This is a genomic window from Mesorhizobium sp. M0621 (assembly GCF_040320745.1).
In the GTDB taxonomy this organism is placed as follows: domain Bacteria; phylum Pseudomonadota; class Alphaproteobacteria; order Rhizobiales; family Rhizobiaceae; genus Mesorhizobium.
The window spans coordinates 1-20,311 of sequence record NZ_JAMYQF010000061.1 but is presented as its reverse complement, the minus strand read 5'-3'; the positions used below and the strand labels follow the sequence as shown (position 1 = coordinate 20,311).

At 63.5% G+C, this 20,311-nt stretch carries 20 protein-coding genes; 13 read left to right on the top strand and 7 right to left on the bottom strand.

Annotated features, from left to right (window positions below):
• Window positions 1–27: 27 nt before the first annotated feature.
• Both NKI38_RS28620 and NKI38_RS28615 read right to left on the bottom strand, forming a co-directional pair.
• The gene (locus tag NKI38_RS28620) at window positions 28–828 is read right to left on the bottom strand and encodes a tRNA1(Val) (adenine(37)-N6)-methyltransferase (RefSeq protein ID WP_352663602.1); all 801 of its coding nucleotides are present in this window, start codon (window positions 826–828) and stop codon (window positions 28–30) included.
• Window positions 828–1,052 (bottom strand): putative signal transducing protein, encoded by a 225-nt coding sequence (locus NKI38_RS28615; protein WP_015318845.1) that lies wholly within the window; start codon window positions 1,050–1,052, stop codon window positions 828–830. The genes NKI38_RS28620 and NKI38_RS28615 overlap by 1 nt, the downstream gene beginning before the upstream one ends.
• 206 nt (window positions 1,053–1,258) lie before the next feature.
• On the opposite strand from NKI38_RS28615, the gene NKI38_RS28610 reads away from it, so the two are divergent.
• The 6 genes from NKI38_RS28610 (at window position 1,259) to NKI38_RS28585 (ending at window position 7,498) form a co-directional block, all read left to right on the top strand.
• Window positions 1,259–2,275: a polyprenyl synthetase family protein gene (locus tag NKI38_RS28610; RefSeq protein WP_352663600.1), complete on the top strand. Its 1,017-nt coding sequence runs from the start codon at window positions 1,259–1,261 to the stop codon at window positions 2,273–2,275.
• Window positions 2,276–2,381: 106 nt separating this feature from the next.
• On the top strand, window positions 2,382–3,050 hold the full coding sequence (locus tag NKI38_RS28605; protein ID WP_352626503.1) for a GntR family transcriptional regulator: 669 nt from the start codon (window positions 2,382–2,384) through the stop codon (window positions 3,048–3,050).
• A 202-nt stretch (window positions 3,051–3,252) separates the two neighbouring features.
• A complete protein-coding gene (locus tag NKI38_RS28600) occupies window positions 3,253–3,843 on the top strand; it encodes a biotin transporter BioY (protein ID WP_352663598.1) in 591 nt (196 codons plus the stop codon).
• Window positions 3,840–4,283, top strand: a complete 444-nt coding sequence (locus NKI38_RS28595; protein WP_352663596.1) for a DUF1284 domain-containing protein — start codon at window positions 3,840–3,842, stop codon at window positions 4,281–4,283. The genes NKI38_RS28600 and NKI38_RS28595 overlap by 4 nt, the downstream gene beginning before the upstream one ends.
• Before the next feature lie 234 nt (window positions 4,284–4,517).
• A complete protein-coding gene (locus tag NKI38_RS28590) occupies window positions 4,518–6,293 on the top strand; it encodes a tetratricopeptide repeat protein (protein WP_352663594.1) in 1,776 nt (591 codons plus the stop codon).
• Window positions 6,294–6,577: 284 nt separating this feature from the next.
• On the top strand, window positions 6,578–7,498 hold the full coding sequence (locus tag NKI38_RS28585; RefSeq protein WP_352663636.1) for a glycine--tRNA ligase subunit alpha: 921 nt from the start codon (window positions 6,578–6,580) through the stop codon (window positions 7,496–7,498).
• 3 nt (window positions 7,499–7,501) lie between these two features.
• On the opposite strand, the gene NKI38_RS28580 is transcribed toward NKI38_RS28585, so the two are convergent.
• Complete coding sequence (locus tag NKI38_RS28580; protein WP_352626509.1) at window positions 7,502–7,678, bottom strand: hypothetical protein; 177 nt, start codon at window positions 7,676–7,678, stop codon at window positions 7,502–7,504.
• Window positions 7,679–7,873: 195 nt separating this feature from the next.
• Between NKI38_RS28580 and NKI38_RS28575 the strand changes: the two genes are divergently transcribed.
• Together NKI38_RS28575 and NKI38_RS28570 are read left to right on the top strand one after the other, a co-directional pair.
• Window positions 7,874–10,681, top strand: coding sequence for a glycine--tRNA ligase subunit beta (locus NKI38_RS28575; RefSeq protein WP_352663592.1), 2,808 nt, complete (start codon window positions 7,874–7,876; stop codon window positions 10,679–10,681).
• A gap of 108 nt (window positions 10,682–10,789) precedes the next feature.
• The gene (locus NKI38_RS28570) at window positions 10,790–11,035 is read left to right on the top strand and encodes an ATPase (protein WP_352663590.1); all 246 of its coding nucleotides are present in this window, start codon (window positions 10,790–10,792) and stop codon (window positions 11,033–11,035) included.
• Between the two features lie 78 nt (window positions 11,036–11,113).
• Here NKI38_RS28570 and NKI38_RS28565 read toward each other — a convergent pair whose 3' ends face one another.
• Both NKI38_RS28565 and NKI38_RS28560 read right to left on the bottom strand, forming a co-directional pair.
• The gene (locus tag NKI38_RS28565) at window positions 11,114–11,500 is read right to left on the bottom strand and encodes a hypothetical protein (protein ID WP_352663588.1); all 387 of its coding nucleotides are present in this window, start codon (window positions 11,498–11,500) and stop codon (window positions 11,114–11,116) included.
• Window positions 11,501–11,677: 177 nt separating this feature from the next.
• Complete coding sequence (locus tag NKI38_RS28560; RefSeq protein WP_352663586.1) at window positions 11,678–12,136, bottom strand: hypothetical protein; 459 nt, start codon at window positions 12,134–12,136, stop codon at window positions 11,678–11,680.
• 191 nt (window positions 12,137–12,327) lie between these two features.
• Here NKI38_RS28560 and NKI38_RS28555 point away from each other — a divergent pair, with 191 nt between their 5' ends.
• The 3 genes from NKI38_RS28555 to NKI38_RS28545 all read left to right on the top strand — a co-directional run bounded on the left by NKI38_RS28555 (window position 12,328) and on the right by NKI38_RS28545 (window position 15,493).
• Window positions 12,328–13,287: an L-threonylcarbamoyladenylate synthase gene (locus NKI38_RS28555; RefSeq protein ID WP_352663584.1), complete on the top strand. Its 960-nt coding sequence runs from the start codon at window positions 12,328–12,330 to the stop codon at window positions 13,285–13,287.
• A 23-nt stretch (window positions 13,288–13,310) separates the two neighbouring features.
• Window positions 13,311–14,741: an FAD-binding oxidoreductase gene (locus NKI38_RS28550; protein ID WP_352663582.1), complete on the top strand. Its 1,431-nt coding sequence runs from the start codon at window positions 13,311–13,313 to the stop codon at window positions 14,739–14,741.
• Window positions 14,742–14,926: 185 nt separating this feature from the next.
• Complete coding sequence (locus NKI38_RS28545) at window positions 14,927–15,493, top strand: DUF6101 family protein (protein WP_352663580.1); 567 nt, start codon at window positions 14,927–14,929, stop codon at window positions 15,491–15,493.
• 167 nt (window positions 15,494–15,660) lie between these two features.
• Here NKI38_RS28545 and ubiA read toward each other — a convergent pair whose 3' ends face one another.
• Both ubiA and NKI38_RS28535 read right to left on the bottom strand, forming a co-directional pair.
• Window positions 15,661–16,644, bottom strand: coding sequence for a 4-hydroxybenzoate octaprenyltransferase (gene ubiA / locus NKI38_RS28540; protein WP_352663634.1), 984 nt, complete (start codon window positions 16,642–16,644; stop codon window positions 15,661–15,663).
• Between the two features lie 68 nt (window positions 16,645–16,712).
• Window positions 16,713–17,624, bottom strand: a complete 912-nt coding sequence (locus tag NKI38_RS28535) for a LysR family transcriptional regulator (protein ID WP_352663578.1) — start codon at window positions 17,622–17,624, stop codon at window positions 16,713–16,715.
• 89 nt (window positions 17,625–17,713) lie between these two features.
• Between NKI38_RS28535 and NKI38_RS28530 the strand changes: the two genes are divergently transcribed.
• Window positions 17,714–18,520 carry a phytanoyl-CoA dioxygenase family protein gene (locus NKI38_RS28530; RefSeq protein ID WP_352663576.1) on the top strand — a complete coding sequence of 269 codons (807 nt, stop codon included), beginning with the start codon at window positions 17,714–17,716 and terminating at the stop codon, window positions 18,518–18,520.
• A gap of 155 nt (window positions 18,521–18,675) precedes the next feature.
• Window positions 18,676–19,956: a phosphoribosylamine--glycine ligase gene (gene purD / locus NKI38_RS28525; protein WP_352663574.1), complete on the top strand. Its 1,281-nt coding sequence runs from the start codon at window positions 18,676–18,678 to the stop codon at window positions 19,954–19,956.
• Window positions 19,957–20,311: the final 355 nt, after the last annotated feature.

Below are 20,311 nucleotides of genomic sequence, written 5' to 3'. Positions count from 1 at the left end.
AACGGCAATGTGGGGGCCAGGAATAGCTCAATCTCCGAATAACGATGCGAGGCCGTTGGTGATCATTTCGCTGCGCTCATCGGGGCCTTGGCCTGATTGCGCGTGCAGCATCAGAGGAGGGCGAATGGCAAGCTTTCCCCGTGCCCCGAGCGCTGCCCTGACGACGATGCGGATCGCCGCCGCATCTGGGCGAGGGTGGACGCCAAGCATCTCGGCATCACCGAAGCGGCCTGCGATCGCATCGAGAATGGAGCCGAGCTGTTCGGGCCGCGCGATCACGGCAAGCCCGCCGCGCGGCCTGACCACCGCGGCGGCACTTCTGATCCAGCTCTCGAACAGCCCGTCCTCCATGACATGGGCTTCCTTTCGCAGGCGATCGGGCGTGGCGCGGTCCCGTGCGGCGTTGAAAGGCGGGTTCATGATGACGAAGTCGAAGTCGTTATCGGCGAGGCCGCTGACAGCCCGCGCCCGGCCCGACACCGTGACATCGGCGACCAGAACCGAGGCGCGATCGCTGAGATGCGCATTGCCGGGATGGGCAAGGGTTGCCGCGGCGAAGGCCGCCATTTCCGGCGCGCGTTCGACAAGCACCGCCTCGGCGCCCGGGCAGCGCGACAGTACCGCAAGGCCGGCAGCCCCGGCTCCGGCACCGAAATCGGCGAGACGCCCGCCAAAGGCGGATGGCACGGACGCCGCGAGCATCATCGCATCCATGCCGGCGCGATGGCCGCCTTGCTTGGGCTGCACGAGCCAGAACCGGCCGCGATGGAAAGCATCGACCGTATGGGCCGGCGTGTCCGGGACAAGGGTGGCCGGCGCGGCGGACATTATTTCCCGCGAATCTCGTTGGCGATACCGGCATCCGTCAGGATGCGCCGTGCCGCGTCGGCCTGGTCGGCGTCGACCATGACCCGCCGCGGCAGGATGCCGAGCGAGCCGTCGAGCACGCTCATGTTCTGGTCGGCGACGAAGCAGCCGATGCCGGCATCGCGCATCAGCGATTCGACAAAGGAGATGATGACGGCGTCGTTGGTGCGAATGAGCTCTATCATCGGGCGAAACTCTCAGTTTGCAGCGCTGATGTAAACGGGCAGGCGGATTTCCGTGGCAAAGCAGAACCCCTTTTGGCGTCGGTTGACATTCTGTCATCGCCGCCGCGCCAATTCGCCTCTTGCCGTGGCTGTGTCCGCCGCCCTAGAGTCCATGCAAGGACCAAGGGTGCCGTCGCACGCGTTATACCAAGACGGGAGTGATTGTCGTGGGTGTCGTTCTCAACATAGAAAATGGGAAGCGGGAGCCCGCCTCCATCAAGGATCTGATAGATCTGACTGCGGCCGATATGGGGCGCGTCAACGAATTGATCCTGTCCAAGGCCGGCTCCGATGTCGAGATGATCCCGGAGGTTGCCAACCATCTGATCTCGTCCGGCGGCAAACGGCTGCGGCCGATGCTGACGCTCGCGGCCGCGCAGATGTTCGGCTATACCGGCGATGGCCACGTCAAGCTCGCGACTGCGGTCGAATTCATGCACACGGCGACGCTTCTCCACGACGATGTCGTCGACGAAAGCGGCATGCGCCGCGGCAAGAAGACCGCACGCATGATCTGGGGCAACCAGGCGAGCGTGCTGGTCGGCGATTTCCTTCTCGGCCAGGCCTTCCGCATGATGGTCGATGTCGGATCGCTCGAAGCGCTCGACATCCTGTCGAGCGCGGCCTCCATCATCGCCGAGGGCGAGGTGATGCAGCTTGCCGCCGCCAAGAACCTCGAAACCACCGAGGACGAGCATTTCGCCGTCATCAAGGCCAAGACCGCGGCGTTGTTTTCGGCGGCTGCCGAAGTCGGTCCGGTCATTGCCCAGGCGACGCGCAACGACCGTGCGGCGCTGCGCTCCTATGGCATGAATCTCGGCCTTGCATTCCAGCTGATCGACGACGCGCTGGACTATGGCGGCACCAGCAAGGATCTGGGCAAGAATGTCGGCGACGATTTCCGCGAAGGCAAGGTGACCTTGCCGGTCATCCTCGCCTACCGGCGCGGCACCAAGGCCGAGCGGACCTTCTGGAAGCGCGCCATCGAGGACAATGTCGCTGATGACGCCGGCCTGGAAAAAGCGAACGGCCTGATGACCCGCCACGGCGCCATCGCAGACACGATCGGGCGCGCCAGCCATTTCGGCGAGATCGCCCGCGACGCGCTGGCGCCGCTGGAAGCGACGCCGCAGAAATCGGCGCTGATCGACGTCATCGATTTCTGCATCAGCCGGGTGAACTGAAGGCTGGACTTTAGCGGCGCTTCCTCTGGCTCGCGGTGATGAGGAAGTTTGCGAATTCGGTCCCGCCGTCTCGACAACATGCCTCGCCGCAAATTATCTATAAAACATGGCAAAGGGCACAGACGACACCATCGCGGTGCGCATCAGCAAGGTGCTGGCGGACCGCATCATCTCCGGCGCGATCGAGCCGGGAGCCAGGCTTCGGCAGGATCATATCGCCGAGGAATTCCAGACCAGCCATGTTCCCGTTCGCGAAGCCTTCCGCCGGCTCGAAGCGCAAGGGCTGGCCGTCGGCGAGCCGCGCCGCGGCGTGCGTGTCGCCGCTTTCGACCTGGGCGAGGTCAAGGAGGTCGCCGAAATGCGCGCCGCACTCGAAGTGCTGGCGCTGCGCCACGCCGCGCCGCACCTGACATCGGCCATTCTCGATCTCGCCGAGGAGGCGACCAAGGCCGGCGACAAGTCCCGCGATGTCAGGTCGTGGGAAGAAGCCAACCGCGCCTTCCACCGGCTGATCCTGACGCCATGCGGCATGCCGCGCCTGCTCGCCACCATCGACGACCTGCACGCGGCGAGTGCCCGCTTCCTGTTTGCGGCTTGGCGATCGGAATGGGAGGCACGCACCGACCAGGATCATCGCGCGATACTCACCGCCTTGCGGCAGGGAAGCACCGAATCGGCAGCCGTGACGCTGGGGCGGCATGTTCAATGGATTGGCCGCAAGCCAGTCAGGACGGCTTCCGGGACGACGCGCGAAGCCTTTGCCATCGTCGGCTGATGCATTGTCGCCCAAAGCGACCTTGGTTTTGGGGAACGACATGCATGCAAGCAGAGACCTGAAGCGGGTCGCCTGAACTCAGTTGCGACGCTTTAGGCGGCCTTTGCACAGCGAAGGCTTGCTATCCCGCGGGAATTGTGGATTCGATAATAGATCGAAAACAGAAATTATCTATAATTTACAATCGATCGAAGGAATCCCAATGACAGACGTAGCATTCTCGTCCAGCAAGCCGTCGTTCAGTCCGCTTCGGCTTCAAGGCCGCTCCCTTGCCTGGCAGGTTGGAGCCGTCGTGCTCGGCACGCTGTTCCTGGCGCTCTCGTCCTACATCGAAGTGCCGATGGTTCCGGTTCCGGTGACCATGCAGACCTTCGCCGTGACACTGATCGGCGCGCTCTATGGCTGGCGGCTTGGCGCCATCACCATCGCTGCCTGGCTGGTCGAGGGCGCGGTCGGTTTCCCGGTGCTGGCCGGCGGCGCCGCCGGCGTACAGCATTTCGTCGGGCCGACCGGTGGCTACCTCTTCGCATTTCCGGTCACCGGCGCGCTGGTTGGCTGGCTCGCCGAACGCGGCTGGAACGGCAACAGGGTGATGCTTGCCTTCGCCGCCATGCTGCTCGGCAACCTTGCTTGCCTGGTTCTCGGCACCATGTGGCTCGCCGTCATGATCGGCGTCGAACAGGCCATCACGTTCGGATTTCTGCCTTTCCTGGTCGGCGGCTTGCTCAAGTCGGCGCTGGGTGCCGCGATACTCATGGCCCTTCCTGGCAGGGCTAAGCCGGCCAATCCGTGACGATCAGGCTGCGCGCCCATCACCTCCTTTGCCTGCTCACCTATGTGGGCAAGGGATACAGTCCCGCCTTCATCGCCAACTACGATCGCGTCGCGGAGCGCCTGAGCCGGGGCGAGGACGTCCTCCTCGTTTCCGGCCCCGACGATGTCTGCGGCCCGTTGCTCGACGAGGCGGAGCCGCATTGTCTCAACGAGAGTGTCGTCGAGCGGGACCGGCTCGCGGCACAGGATTTGGAGGATTTGCTGGCGCGCCCAATCCGGATCGGCGCCAGCCTCGATCTCGATGCCTCGATGCTGGCCCGGATGCGGCAGGCGTTTTCGGCTGGGCGCGTGCGCAAGGCTTGCGGCGGCTGCGGATGGAATGAGCTGTGCGGCACGATTGCGGTCGGCGGATATAGCGACACGCTGGTGCAGCGGTCTGGCTCGCAGGGCACGCGCTGATATTGGCGCCGAGCCCAGCGGTCGAATCTGTGATATATTCGGCTTCGCGCAGGGCACGGCCGAAATTCAAGATCGGAAAACTGGTGCCTGTCGCCATGGTTTGTTAATCGGGTGCCCGGATTGTGAATTCGAGGCGGATTGAAGCGCGACCCCAAAAAGGCCATGCTTTATCAGGAAGATCGAGTCTACGCCGATCCGCTGACTCGGAGATGGCGCCTGGCTGAAAGGGATACAATGCGGCAAGGACGTGCGCGCTGGCTGACAAGGCTGGCAATTGTGGCAGGCATAGCGATCTCGGCTCTGCCGGCCTATGCCAAGCAAACCACCGAACCGGTCAAGATCACGTCGTTCTCGGGCGCCTATCTGGCAGCCCGGATCGCCGAAGGCGACAACGACCTCGACAGCGCCATCGCCTACTACAAGCAGGCTTTGGCCTTCGACCCGAGCGACACCGGCCTGCAGCAGAGCCTGATGCTGTCGCTGATCGCGCAAGGTCGCTTCGACGAATCCCTGGTCTATGCCGACAAGCTCAAGGAAGTTCCGGATGTCGAGCGCTTCTCGCGCCTGGCACTGGCTGTCGATTCCTTCCACAAGAAGGATTTCACCAAGGCGCAGTACTGGCTCAAGCTGTCGCTGGAATCCGATCTTGACCGGCTGATCTCCGGGGTCATGTCCGGCTGGGCCCAACAAGGTGCCGGCGAACCCAGTGACGCAATGGCTTCCATCGACAAGCTGCAGGGGCCGGATTGGTTCGGCCTGTTCAAGTCGTTCCACCGTGCCCTGATCGCCGATGCGTCCGGTATGCCCGAAAAGGCCGAGGCGATCTACGCCGCGACCATGCAGGATACGGCCGCCGGCGGTGCCGCTCCCGAAACCTGGATGCGCAACGCCCAGGCCTACGCGTCGTTCCTCGCCCGCAAGGGCGACAAGACCAAGGCGATGTCGGTGCTCGATCAGGCTGAGGCGTTTTCGCCCGGCAAGCTGGAAATCGTCGCCTTGCGCGACAGGATCGCCAAGGGCGACAAGATTGCGCCCTTCGTTGCCGGTCCGTCCGACGGTGCCTCCGAGATTCTGCTCGATCTCGCCACCGCGCTCAACCGCGGCGGCGGCGAGCCGTTCGTCCGTCTCTATCTGCAATATGCTCTGGCGCTGAAGCCCGACAGCGATGCGGCGCTGGTGCAGCTCGCTGCCGTGTCCGAGCAGTTGAAGGACGGCGAGGGCGCCATCGCGCTCTATCGGCGGATCCCCGCGACTTCGCCGCTGAAGGAGCTTTCGGACCTGCAGCTCGGCCTCAACCTTGCCGATCTCGACCGTCATGAGGAGGCGATCACCCATCTGAAGGCCTTCGTCGACGCCCACCCCGACGACATGCGCGCCTATCTGGCGCTCGGCGGCGTGTATTCCTCGAAGGAGGATTTCCGCTCGGCCGCCAATCTCTACGACAAGGCCGTCGAGGCGCTGAAGACGCCGACCGCGGCCAACTGGAACATCTTCTACCAGCGCGGCATCGCCTATGAGCGGTTGAAGGAATGGCCGAAGGCCGAGCCGAACTTCCGCAAGGCGCTGGAGCTGTTCCCCGACCAGCCGCAGGTATTGAACTATCTCGGCTATTCCTGGGTCGACATGAACATGAACCTCAAGGAAGGCCTGGCGATGATCCAGAAGGCCGTCGACCTCAGGCCGAGCGACGGTTACATCGTCGATTCGCTGGGTTGGGCCTATTTCCGCCTCGGCAGGTTCGACGATGCGGTGCGCGAAATGGAACGCGCCGTGTCGCTGAAGCCGGAAGATCCGGTTCTGAACGACCACCTTGGCGACGCCTACTGGCGCGTCGGCCGCAAGCTGGAAGCCACGTTCCAGTGGAACCAGGCCCGCGACCTGAAGCCGGATCCCGATGTGCTGGCCACCTTGCAGCAGAAGCTGATGAAGGGCCTGCCGCCGATCGAGTCCAACACGGCGCAGGAAACCCAGAAGGTCAAGCCTGAGCCCGTGCCCGCCCCGAAGGGGTGAACCGACTTTTTTGAATACGAGCGGGGCTCTTTTCGGGGCCCCGTTTTCGTTTGGGCTTATATGCGCCCGTCCAGACGTCCGCCGATTTGCGGAGACGGTCTCAAAACATCTTCCGGTAGACGACGAACCCGGAGCGCTCGGCAACCCTTGTCATCGAGCTTCGTCGGCGCGGCGCTTTGCTTGACGCTTCGCCGCCGTGTCTCTAGGACGTGCCGGCAAGCTAGCCTGTGCTGTCGAGGCCCCCCGTGACGATTGAAATCCCGACGATTGAAATCCCCGCCCATATGCATCCCAGCCGCTCGTTCCAGGGGCTGATCCTGACCTTGCACAACTATTGGGCGGCCTATGGCTGCGTCATCCTGCAGCCCTACGACATGGAAGTCGGCGCCGGCACCTTCCATCCGGCAACGACGCTACGCGCGCTCGGGCCAAAACGCTGGAACGCCGCCTATGTCCAGCCTTCGCGTCGTCCCAAGGATGGGCGCTATGGCGAGAACCCGAACCGGCTGCAGCACTATTATCAATACCAGGTGATCCTGAAGCCCAACCCGCCCAATCTGCAGGAGCTATATCTTGGCTCGCTGGCGGCGATCGGCGTCGATCCGCTGCTGCACGACATCCGCTTCGTCGAGGACGATTGGGAAAGCCCGACGCTGGGCGCCTGGGGCCTCGGCTGGGAATGCTGGTGCGATGGCATGGAGGTGTCGCAGTTCACCTATTTCCAGCAGGTCTGTGGCATCGAATGCGCGCCGGTGGCCGGCGAACTCACCTACGGGCTGGAGCGCCTAGCCATGTATGTGCAGGGCGTCGACAATGTCTACGACCTCAACTTCAACGGCCGCGAAGGCGCCGACAAGGTCACCTATGGCGATGTCTTCCTGCAGGCCGAGCAGGAATATTCGCGCCACAATTTCGAATACGCCAACACGGCGATACTTTTGCGCCACTTCGAGGACGCCGAGGCCGAGTGCAAGGCGCTGCTCGATGCCGGCGCGCCGGCGTCGAACGACAATCTGCCGATGCACCGCATGGTTTTCCCGGCCTATGACCAGTGCATCAAGGCCAGCCATGTCTTCAACCTGCTCGATGCGCGCGGTGTGATTTCGGTCACCGAACGGCAAAGCTACATCCTGCGGGTGCGCAATCTGGCGAAAGCTTGCGGTGAGGCGTTTCTGAAGACGCAGGCGGGTGGCCTGGCGGCCTGAGTTTCAGGCACGCTTCATCATCTCGAGGGAAGCGTTGATTGGCGACAGGATCTGCCCGCTCGCGCCGGCCATTGTCCGCAATGCCTGCCGTACACCCGGCATCGAGAACGCGCCGTGAGCCTGCGCGGTGAAGCAGGCGCTGAGTGCGAGGATCTGCAGAAGTCTGGATGCCGTTTTCATGGTCGTTGAGCCAATGGTTCCCTGCCTGAGCGTGGGTCGCTTCAGCGCTGCGTTAGGTTCATGGAAATCTTTGATCCAAGGACGGGTGGCGTGGTCTCGTCCCGACAGGGCGGCCAAAATTTGTGTAAAGGGTGACAGCGGCCAGCCGAGTTGCTATGCCCCGCCCGGACCACTCTCCCGCATGAGCTGACCCCGATGCCTGACCTGCTTCTAGAACTTCGCTCCGAGGAAATCCCTGCGCGCATGCAGCGCAAGGGGGCGGGTGACCTGAAGAAGATGCTGACCGACGGTCTGGTCGAGGCGGGGCTGACCTATGAGGCGGCACGCGAGTACTGGACGCCGCGGCGTCTGACGCTCGATATCAGGGGCCTGACCGCTCGCTCGAAGGATGTTCGCGACGAGATCAAGGGTCCGTCGACATCAGCGCCTGAACAGGCGGTCCAGGGTTTCCTGCGCAAGGCCGGGCTTTCCTCGATTGCCGAGGCGCATATCCATTCCGATCCGAAGAAGGGCGATTTTTATGTCGCCCACATTTCGAAGCCGGGCAGGGCGGCGGAAGAGATCATCGCCGAATTGGTGCCGGGCATCATCCGCAATTTCCCGTGGCCGAAATCGATGCGTTGGGGGCCGGCCTCGGCCAAGCCCGGCTCACTGCGCTGGGTACGGCCGCTGCAGTCGATCCTATGCACCTTCGGCCCGGAGACCGAGGAGCCGGTGGTGGTCGATTTCGAGATCGACGGCATCCGCTCCGGCAACATCACCTATGGCCACCGCTTCCATGCGCCCGATGCCATCACGGTGCGCCGCTTCGACGACTATGTTTCCAAGCTGGAAGCGGCCAAGGTCGTGCTCGATGCCGACCGGCGCAAGGAGATCATCCTTGCCGACGCCCGCAATCTCGCCTTCGCCAACGGGCTCGACCTGGTCGAGGACGACGGACTGCTGGAAGAGGTGTCCGGGCTGGTCGAATGGCCGGTCGTGCTGATGGGCGAATTCGAGCAGGCTTTCCTCGCCATACCCGCCGAAGTGATCCGGCTGACCATCCGCGCCAACCAGAAATGCTTTGTGACATCGCGCCTGATCTCCCCCCTTGAGGGGGAGATGTCGGCGAAGCCGACAGAGGGGGTCGCCTCGCGTGAAGCGCTGGCGCCATCTGCGCCGAGCCTGGTCGAACCGACCCCCTCTGGCCTGCCGGCCATCTCCCCCTCAAGGGGGGAGATCAGCCAGCTTTCCAACCGCTTCATCCTCACCGCCAATATCGAGGCCAAGGACGGCGGCAAGGAGATCGCCCACGGCAACGGCAAGGTGGTGCGCGCCCGCCTGTCCGACGCGCTGTATTTCTGGACGACCGACCAGGGTGATTTGCCAGATCTCGACCAGTTAGAGGCATCGGCGAAAAAATTCGGGCTCGATCTGAAGAAACCGCTCGACCAGCGCATGGCCCGCCTCGACCATCTCGGCGTCACCTTCCATGCCAAGCTCGGCACGCAGGGGGAACGCGTGGAGCGGATTGCCAGGCTTGCTGAAGAACTTGCGCCGATCGTGGCGCAGTCAATCTCCCCCCTTGAGGGGGAGATGGCCGGCAGGCCAGAGGGGGTCGCCTCGCGTGAAGCGCCGGCATCCTCTGACCGCGATAGGGCGTCGCGTCCCGTCGTGCCGACCCCCTCTGTCGCCTTCGGCGACATCTCCCCCTCGAGGGGGGAGATTACCGCGCTCGCCGCGCGCGCCGCGGTTCTCGCCAAGGCCGATCTGACCACTGAAGTCGTCGGCGAGTTTCCCGAATTGCAGGGCGCGATGGGCCGCAAATACGCGCTGCTCCAGGGCGAACATCCTTCTGTCGCGGCAGCCATCGAGGAACACTACAGGCCGCAAGGCCCTTCCGATCGTGTGCCGACCGATCCGGTTTCGGTTGCGGTAGCGCTCGCCGACAAACTGGACACGCTAGTTGGATTCTGGGCCATCGATGAGAAGCCAACCGGGTCGAAGGACCCCTATGCGCTGCGTAGAGCGGCGCTGGGTGTTGTGAGGATCATACTGGAAAACAGCATCAGGCTTTCGCTAGGTGTTGCCATCACGGCGACAGTGGCCTCGGCGCTCGCAGCCTATGAACGGTTGGGCGAGGGGGCTGAGAGCCGTGGGGTGGTCACGATGCTCGATTCCCGTATTCGCGAGTACAAGGGGGCAAGCCGGCTGCTGTTGGAAGCGGGCTTGATCTCCAACTTGTTGAAGGGTGGGTTGGCCAAAGCAAGTTCGGAAATCTTCGGCTCCGCAGATCAGGAACGAGAGTTCTTCGACGGCCAGCGTATGATGGAATTGGAGGCATCGCTGTCGCCATTCATCGCCGATCTCGTCGCCTTCTTCCACGACCGCCTCAAGGTTTACCTCCGCGATCAGGGTGCCCGCCACGATCTGATCGATGCAGTGCTGGCGACAAGTTCGCGCCCAATCTCCCCCCTAGAGGGGGAGATGTCGGCGAAGCCGACAGAGGGGGGCGCTGTCCCGCCACCCTCTCAGCGCCAAGTACCCCCCTCTGCCCTGCCGGGCATCTCCCCCTCAAGGGGGGAGATTGGCCAATCGTCCAATGATGACCTGCTGCAGATCGTGCGCAGGGTCGAGGCGCTCGGCTCCTTCCTCGACACCGAGGACGGCAGGAACCTGCTCGCCGGCACCAAGCGTGCGGCCAACATTCTGGCTGCCGAGGAGAAGAAGAAAACGGCGGTCGCCGAAACCGTTGATCCGGCGCTGTTGCGCGAGGATGCCGAGAAATCTCTGTTTGCAGCGGTGAATCAGGCTGAGAAGCAAGCAGGCGAAGCGATTCAAAACGATGACTTTTCCGCCGCCCTGCTGGCGCTTAGCGTGTTGCGCGAACCGGTTGATTCATTCTTTGAGCATGTTCTCGTGAATGATGAGGACCAGGCCGTGCGCGCCAACCGCCTGGCGCTGCTCGCCCGCATCCGCGCGGCCACCGGTCAGGTCGCGGATTTCTCGAAGATTGCCGGTTAAGGCCTGAAAAAATATCTTCCAGCCGGTCGTTCGAGCCGGCTTACAGTCATATGACGATGATCTCTCCGTGGCAAAGAGGACATGTTCCCCAACCCCACGGAGGCTTCCATGAATTCCGATCACGACATCGAAGTGACAGAAGAAACTCCCGCCGAGGCGCTTGAATCCGCTTCCGAAACCATCCTCGATCATGCCGCTGCCGCAGCGGTCGAAGCAGCCGATCTGTCGGATGACGACGAAGATGAGGACGACGCCGAGGACAGCATGAACGCTGAAGGCGATGATGAACAGTCCGAAGAAGAAATTGAAGACGGCGAATCCGAAGAAGACGACGACAAGGAAGAAGCGGCCTGATTTTTCAGCCGCTGTTCACGAAGAAGGGCGGCGCCAGCGCGCCGCCCCTTTCTGTCAGTCGTCCCGGCGACGGCTAGATCAGTTCTCGAGAATGCTGACGCGCACGCTGTTTTCGTAGACGTCGACCTGGATCAGCGGCTCGCCATTGACGATGGCGCGCTTGGTCGAGGAACTCATGGCGCCGCCGCGCTCCAGCATGCGTTGCAGATCGGCGCGCTGGTCGTTGGTCCTGAACCAGCCATCACCCTCATCGTCGCTGTCGCGGCGGTGGAACTTGTGCCAGTTGGCGCGGTCCTGCCGCACCATTTGCGCGGCATTGTCCAGCGCGTAGCCGTCACTCGCCTGATGGTCCCGATCGGAAATGCGCGCGACATAGGATCCCAGCATGTCGTCGGCATGAGCCGTGCCGCCAAGCAATGAGGCCAGCATAATGCCAGCCGCGGTGACAGTTTCGAATCTTCTCATGATCTACCCCCTTTGCCCCTAAGCGATGAAATCCCATCTGCCAGGGCCGCTTGCCTAAATACAGGCGATGGCATCCAGCGGCGACATAAACCGAAACGGGATTTGCCGGACGATGGTGCGCCGGGCGCCGGACCGCAGTCAAGTCACGCCGCCGCGGTCAGCCTGTCTTGAGCAAGGCTACTTGGTATAGCCGTTCGGAGGCATGCGCTGACCTGCTGCCTGTGCCGGGGCGCTCGGCGGGATGGGTTGGGTCTCAGCGTTGCCCGAGGGGGCTGCGGAGGCAGTGGCCGTTGCCGGCTCGGTGCCTGTGTCCGGCGCGGCACCTGACACGGGTGCAGCGGTTGGCGCCGGCGCCGAGAAGGCGGGACCGGCAACGCCGCCACGAATGACCATCGGGCCTGGCTGGAAGCCATGCTCGGCCACGGGCTTGTCCGGAATCGCCGCTACCTTTTCAAAGGTGACGTCGGGCTGAGCTTCGCCTACCGCCACCACCGACTTTGCATCACTGGCCATAGGTGCGCCCAGCTTGATGATCGACGGTGTCGAGGACGATGCGCCCGGGAAAACGAGAGACGAGGCCTGGGCCCCACCGGTTGCCGCCGCAAGAATGATACCCAGCAGGATACGCACAGACATGATGACCGCTCCCCTTTGCCCAGAAGCTGCACAATAGCGGGCCGGAATTGATACCGGCTTTCGTGGAAGCATAGCATTTTAGGAATTGATAAATTGCCAATGCCCGATTTGCCCAACAGCGTCTTGCCCGACAACGACTTGCCCAACGGCCGCCATCGTATTACGCACCCCGCATCTGCGAGGTGACGAGAGTGGCTGAAATACTTGCCGTCGGCGAGGCGCTGGAGCGGGCGATAACGCTGCTCAGGGGTGGCGATGTCGTCGCCATCCCGACTGAGACCGTCTACGGGCTCGCCGGCGACGCCACCAACGGCATCGGCGTAGCGCGCATCTTCGAGGCCAAGGGGCGGCCGCGCTTCAATCCGCTGATCGCCCATGTCGCCGACATGGCGATGGCCGAGCGCCTCGCGCTGTTCGATCCGCTGTCGAAGAAACTGGCGCTGGCATTCTGGCCCGGCCCGCTGACACTGGTGCTGCCGCAGCGGCCCGGCAACGGCATCCATCCGCTGGTCACGGCCGGGCTCGATACGATTGCCTTGCGCATGCCAAGGGGCTTTGGCGGTGACCTGATCGCCAGGCTCGGCCACCCGCTTGCCGCGCCCAGTGCCAATTCATCCGGAAAGATCAGCGCAACGACCGCGCAGGCGGTGGCGGCGGACCTCGGCGCGCGGATCAAGCTGATCGTCGATGGCGGCGCAACCCCGGTCGGGCTGGAATCGACCATTATCAAGGTCGAGGGCGCGGTATTGCGGCTGTTGAGGCCCGGTGGCATCGCCGCCGAGGAGATCGAGGCAGCCATCGGCATGGAGCTGTTGCGCGGTGGTGCCACCGACGTCGAGGCGCCCGGTATGCTTGCCTCGCACTATGCGCCGGGCGCCGCGATGCGGCTCAATGCCGGGTCGGTCGGCGAGGGCGAAGCCCTGCTCGGCTTCGGCCGCCAACGGGCGGAAGGTTGGCGCCGCGCCGCCGCTTTCCTCAATTTATCCGAAACTGGAGACCTGCGCGAAGCGGCGAGCAACCTGTTCGCTTTTATGCAGGAGCTTGACCGCAGCGGCGTGCGGACCATCGCCGTCGAGCCGGTTCCCTTCGACGGCCTGGGCGAGGCGATCAACGATCGCCTCTCGCGTGCCGCCGCCCCTCGTGACATCTAACAGCCCACAACATAGTTTTCCCCATGACCGAAAATTCAAACAAACTCGATCCCGCCATCATCGATCGCTTCGCGGCGATCGTCGGCGACAAATATGCGCTGCGTGAAGAGCAGGATATCGCGCCTTACCTCGTTGAACGGCGCGGGCTCTGGCACGGCGCGACATCGCTGGTGCTGCGGCCGGGCAGCGTCGACGAGGTCAGCCGGATCATGCGGCTGGCGACCGAGACGGGAACGCCAATCGTGCCGCAAAGCGGCAACACCGGCCTGGTCGGCGCCCAGGTGCCGGACACTTCCGGGCGCGAGGTCATCCTGTCGCTGTCGCGGCTCAACCGCATCCGCGAGATCGATGTCCTGTCCAACACGGTGACGGTCGAAGCTGGTGTCATCCTGCAGACGCTGCAGGAGGCGGCCGATGCCGCCGACCGGCTGTTTCCGCTGTCGCTGGCCGCGCAAGGTTCCTGCCAGATCGGCGGCAACCTGTCGTCCAACGCCGGCGGCACCGGCGTGCTTGCCTACGGCAATGCGCGCGAACTCTGCCTCGGCGTCGAAGTGGTGCTGCCGACCGGCGAGGTGTTCGACGATCTGCGCAAGCTGAAGAAGGACAACACCGGCTACGATTTGAAGAACCTGTTCGTTGGCGCCGAAGGCACGCTTGGCGTCATCACCGCCGCCGTGCTCAAGCTGTTCCCGAAGCCGAAGGGTCGGGAAGTCGCCTTCGTCGGCCTGTCGTCGCCCGAAGCCGCGCTCTCCCTGTTCAGCCTGGCGATGGACCGCGCCGGGGCAGCACTGACCGCCTTCGAACTGATCGGCAAGCGGCCATACGACTTCACGCTGGCGCATGCCCAGGGCGTAACGCGACCCTTGGTCGACGATTGGCCGTGGTATGTGCTCATGCAGATTTCGTCCGGCCGTTCATCGGAAGATTCGAGAGCGTTGATCGAGGACGTGCTCTCGGCGGGCCTCGAGCAGGAATTCGTCGGCGACGCCGTTATCGCGGCAAGTCTCGGGCAGGGGGATGCCTTCTGGAATTTCCGCGAGTTGCTGCCCGAGGCGCAGAAACCGGAGGGGGCCTCGATCAAGCACGACATTTCGGTGCCTATCGCATCGATCCCGCGCTTCATCGAAGAAGCCGCCGGCGCCGTGGCGTCGGTGAGTGCAGGGGCCCGCGTGGTCTGCTTCGGCCATATGGGCGACGGCAATCTCCACTATAACATCTCGCGGCCTGTCGACGGCGACGACGAGGTGTTTCTCGCCCTCTATCATCCCATGAACAAGGCCGTGCACGATGTCGTGCGCAGCCTGCACGGTTCGATCTCGGCCGAGCACGGCATCGGCCAGTTGAAGCGCGACGAACTGATTGCCACAGCGCCGCCGATCGCGATCGACCTGATGCGCTTGATAAAGGCTGCCTTCGACCCGGCCGGCATCATGAATCCCGGTAAGGTTATCTGATCCTTTCAACATCTTGTGGCTGGTGGGATTCCGATAACCATCCCTGAGATCAGCAAAATTTAACCGACTTTCTTAAGCGGGGCGGTAAGGAGCCCGCGCTACTGTCTCCATACAAACGAGGCTGGAAAAACCGGCCCGGAGAGAACCGGACACCGGCTCTCAGGAGACAGACAGGAAGGCAATCTATGAACACCGGACTGAAGCCAGTCTGGGCGGGACGCAACATGCGTCTCGACCCATTTCGCCTGCCGCAAGTGGTGAGCTACGCGACCCGCGACGACTACGGCGACGTGACCTTCACCATCGACCAACGCGGCGCCGTGGTCCGCCGCCTGCTCGAGATGAGCGGCCTGCCCGCGATCGTCGTTTTGCCCGCCAATGCGTTCCGCGGCGTTGCCGCCCGCGCCATGGAGGACCCGGACGGCAATGTCACGGTGACCCTGGAACTCCTGCACAACGATCCGATGCTGTCGGTGCCGCTGCTGGTTGCCGATGATCTCGACGATGTCGCCGCCGACTGGCGCGCGTGGGCCGAAGCCTACCGTCTGCCGATGCTGCTGATCGAATCGGACGGCGTTGCCCGCACCCTGGAAGAATCGCTCGGCGCCGCCATCAAGACGCTGCCGCCGCAGGATCGCCGCAAGGGCCGCGTTTCCAACACGCGCCGCCCGCGTTTCCTTGCTCGCCGCAGGGCTGGTAACCTCGGTCTCAGGCTGGTCATCGACGGCCAGGAGATCATTTCGAGGGAGTGAGATGGGATCTTCCTTCTCCCCCTGTGGGAGAAGGTGGCCGAGCGAAGCTCGGTCGGATGAGGGGTGTTCCAGCTTGGCACCGACGGCACTCCCTCCAGCACCCCTCAACCGTCTTGGCGCTACGCGCCAATCCACCTTCTCCCACAAGGGGAGAAGGGAAAGAGCCGCTAAACCAGCGGCTTCAGCGCCACCCACACAGCGCCGCCGATCAGGCCGAGGAAGATCAGCCAGCCGACCTGGTTGTTCGACCTGAACAGCCGCAGGCATTGGTCCGGATTGTCGATGTCCAACACGGCAATCTGCCGGGCCATATGGGCCCCTGCGGCGATCAGTCCGGCCAGCGCCACCACAGGCGCCTGCGCCGACGCGAAGGCGATGGCAAAACAGATCAGCGCGCCGCCATAGAGCCCTGCCAGCCACGATTTGGTGTTGTCGCCGAACAGGCGTGCCGTCGAGCGCACGCCGACAATGGCGTCGTCTTCCTTGTCCTGATGCGCGTAGATCGTATCGTAGCCGATCACCCACAGGATCGAGCCGATATAGAGCATGATTGCAGGCCCATCGAGATCGCCGAACTCGACTGCCCATCCCATCAGCGCGCCCCAGGAAAAGGCGAGGCCAAGCACAAGTTGCGGCCAGTTGGTTATCCGCTTCATGAACGGATAGATCGCTATGACAACCAGCGAGCAGATGCCGAGCAGGATGGCGAAGCTGTTGAACTGCATGAGCACCGCGAGGCCGACCAGCGCCTGCAGGGCAATAAACAGCCATGCCCGCCGACGCGTCGCCTTGCCCGACGGCAGCGGCCGCGAGCGCGTACGCTCGACCTGGTTGTCGATGTCCTGATCGACGAGGTCGTTGTAGGTGCAGCCGGCGCCGCGCATAGCGATGGCGCCGGCCAGGAACAGCACGAGATACCAAGGCGCCGGCAGCAGCGACAGCAGCGGGTCGCCGGGGCGTGGATAGGCGCTCGCCGCAAGGGCCGCCGACCACCAGCACGGCCATAGCAGCAGCTGCCAGCCGATCGGCCTGTCCCACCTGGCGAGCTGCGCATAGGGCCATATCGAGCGTGGCAGCACGCGATAAACCCAGTGGCCGTTCGGCGCATCGGCGACACGGCCCTGGGCCGCTTTCGACTGGATAGGTTCCATGTCCATGGAGTGGCAGCAGCGGCGGAAACCGTCAAGCGGCAAGCGCGGGAGCGGCGTCCGTCAGCCTCTCACGAGGCAAAGATGTCGCGGCTGGCGAACCACCCCTTCGCCACATCGATGAAGGACAGCGCCGCATTCGACACACGCTGATGCGTGTCATAGGTGAGCAGGATCCGCTGCATTGGCAGCGGATCGGATAGCGGCTTGCAGATCAGCGGCAGCCCGTCATAGCTGCGGTCGCCGTGCGGGCGGGTATAGCTGACCGCGACGCCGAAGCCGTTGGCGACCATGCTGCGCTGCAGTTCGAACGAGCTCGTCGTCATGTCGGCCACTGGCGAAAGGCCGCGGCTGCGGAACAGGTCGAGCATGTGCTGCCAGCTGTGCGGCTGGTCCGTCGTGATCAGCGGATAGGCGGCCAGATCCGCAAGGCTGACCGATGGGCGATCCGCCAGGGCATGGCCTAGAGGCAACAGCGCGTGCGGACGAAGTTCGCGCAGCAGGATGCGGGCGAAATGCGTCGGCAGGCTGAGATCATAGGTGAGGCCGAGATCGATGGCCGCATCGCCGAGCCGTCGTCCCAGCGTTTCGAACGTCTCGTCGCGAACGACGACCTTGACGGCTGGATGGCGTTCGGAAAAGGCGCGGAGCAGGGCCGGCGCGAAGAACGGCGCCAGGTCCTCGAAGCATCCCAGCACCAGCTCACCGCTGACAGCCGATTTGGTTGAACCCAGGCCGATGAGCTCGTCCGTCTCGGTGAGAACCTGCCTTGCCTTGGCCACGACGGCGCGGCCAAACGATGTCGGCGACACGCCGCTTCCGCGCTGGCGGACGAACAGTTTCTGGCCGAAATTCTTTTCGACGGCGTCAATAGCCACTGAGATCGACGGCTGCGATACGTTCAGCACCTTTGCCGCGCCGGTGACGCTGCCATGGCGTGCCACGGCGACGAGATAGCGCAATTGGGTGAGGGTCACATTCATAGGGGCAGTCTATGCATCGAATGGAAAGTTATTATTTTACCGAATGAATGCTGCTTGCGATAGTCGGTTCATTCCAAAAGGAGAACGCCATGGCTTCCGCAACCAACATCCAGACAATCGATGCAAAGACAATCGCCGACTATCAGCGTGACGGTGCGGTCTGCATTCGCGGCGCCTTCAAGAACTGGGTCGACACCATTGCCGCCGGCATCGAGCGCAACATGCAGAACCGCAGCGCCACCGCGTCTGATATCGCCAATGGTCGCGGCAGTTTCTTCGACGACTATTGCAACTGGGAGCGCATTCCCGAATTCGTCAGCGTGGTGCGGAACTCGCCGGCTGCCGAACTGGCGGCGGCGGTCATGCAGTCGCGCACCGCGCAGTTCTTCCACGATCACGTGCTGGTCAAGGAACCCGGCACGCAGAAGCCGACGCCCTGGCATCAGGACATTCCGTACTATTTTGTCGATGGCCAGCAGACGGTAAGCTTCTGGATTCCCATCGATCCGGTGAAGGAGGCGACGCTGCGGCTGATCGCCGGTTCGCACAAATGGGACAAGATGATCCTGCCGGTGCGCTGGCTCGACGACAGCAATTTCTACGCCGGCGATGGTGACTACCTGCCGGTGCCCGATCCCGACAAGGATCCGTCGATGAAGGTGCTCGAATGGGAAATGGAGCCGGGCGACGCCATCCTGTTCGACTTCAGGACCGCGCATGGCGCGCGCGGCAATCTGACCGCGGCGCGGCGCCGGGCGCTGTCGCTGCGCTGGGTCGGTGACGATGCGCGCTATGTCGAGCGGCCGGGGCGCACCTCGCCGCCCTATCATGGCCACGGCATGCAGCCGGGACAGAAACTGCGCGAGGACTGGTTTCCGGTCGTCTACCAGGGCTGAGGTCGAGCCAGAATATGGGCACCGTGTTCGGTGCCTATATTCGGCATGGGGATAACGTTCCCGTGCGCAATTCCGATCAAAACACCCTGATGCCTTGACCCGTCGTCCAGAGAGCAATAGCGGGTGCTCTAAGAGATCGGCATCAAGAGGTGGCCATGAACGTTCTTCTTCTCGGCTCCGGCGGCCGCGAACATGCGCTCGCCTGGAAGATCGCCGCATCACCGCTGCTGACCAGGCTTTACGCAGCCCCTGGCAATCCGGGCATTGGCGGCGAGGCCGAATTGGTGAAGCTGGATATAGCCGACCATGACGCTGTAACCATCTTCTGCAAGGACAAAAAAATCGACCTCGTCGTGGTTGGTCCGGAAGGGCCGCTGGTCGCCGGCATTGCCGACGATTTGCGCGCGCAAGGCATTCGTGTCTTCGGCCCATCCAAGGCGGCCGCGCAGCTGGAAGGTTCGAAGGGTTTTACCAAAGACCTCTGCGCCCGATACAACATCCCGACCGCTGTCTATGGCCGCTTCGGCGATCTGGCCTCTGCAAAGGCCTATGTCGAGAAGATGGGCGCGCCGATCGTCATCAAGGCTGATGGATTAGCCGCCGGCAAGGGCGTTACCGTCGCCATGACGCTCGGCGAAGCACAGGCAGCACTCGATGCCTGTTTCGATGGTTCCTTCGGCGCTGCCGGCGCGGAAGTGGTGGTCGAGGAATTCATGATCGGCGAGGAGGCAAGCTTCTTCTGCCTCTGCGACGGCACCACGGCGCTGCCCTTCGGCACCGCGCAGGACCACAAGCGCGTCGGCGATGGCGACACCGGCCCCAACACCGGCGGCATGGGCGCCTATTCGCCGGCCCCGGTGATGACGCCTGAGATGGTCGAACGCACCATGCGCGAGATCGTCGAGCCGACCATGCGCGGCATGGCCGAACTTGGCGCGCCCTTCGCCGGCGTGCTGTTCGCCGGGCTGATGATTACGGACAGGGGGCCGAGGCTGATCGAATACAACACCCGTTTCGGCGATCCGGAATGCCAGGTGCTGATGATGCGGCTGAAGGACGATCTGCTGGTCCTGCTCACTGCGGCAACCGATGGCCAGCTTGCGCATAGCTCGGTGCGCTGGCGCGACGAGGCCGCGCTCACCGTGGTGATGGCGGCTAGGGGCTATCCCGGCACGCCGGAAAAGGGGTCGGTCATCCGCGGCGTCGAAGATGCGGGCAGCGACGGCGTCCAGATATTCCACGCCGGCACGGCCATCAATGGCGGCGCGCTGGTTGCCAATGGCGGCCGCGTCCTCAATATCACGGCGACAGGAAGCACGGTCGGCGAGGCGCAGAGACGAGCCTACGCCGCGCTCGACCGCATCGACTGGCCGGATGGCTTCTGCCGCCGCGACATCGGCTGGCAGGCCGTGGCGCGCGAGCAGACCGGCGCCTGATTCTTGCTGATCGAGCGCTCTGAGCCATCATCATGAAGCCTTCGGGAAGGCGGACCTTAGACAATTCGCCTCGGATCGACCTTGGCCATTGGAACGGCGCACTCGATCGCGATTCGCGCCGCCAACGTAGGATCGATGGCACCCTTGCCTGCCTCGATCGCACGCTGAAGTGCAAAGCCGATCGCGATCGGCGCCTGCGTTGGCGGCACTTCATAAAGCTTTAGCCCTTCAAGAATTCTCGGCCACAGGAATCTGACGTAGTCGACCGTGAACTATCCGCAAGCCGTTGATCTGGCATGTTGATTGAGGCGGATAGCGGCTTTTGGATTGCAGGATTAGCGGTTTATGGGGGCTG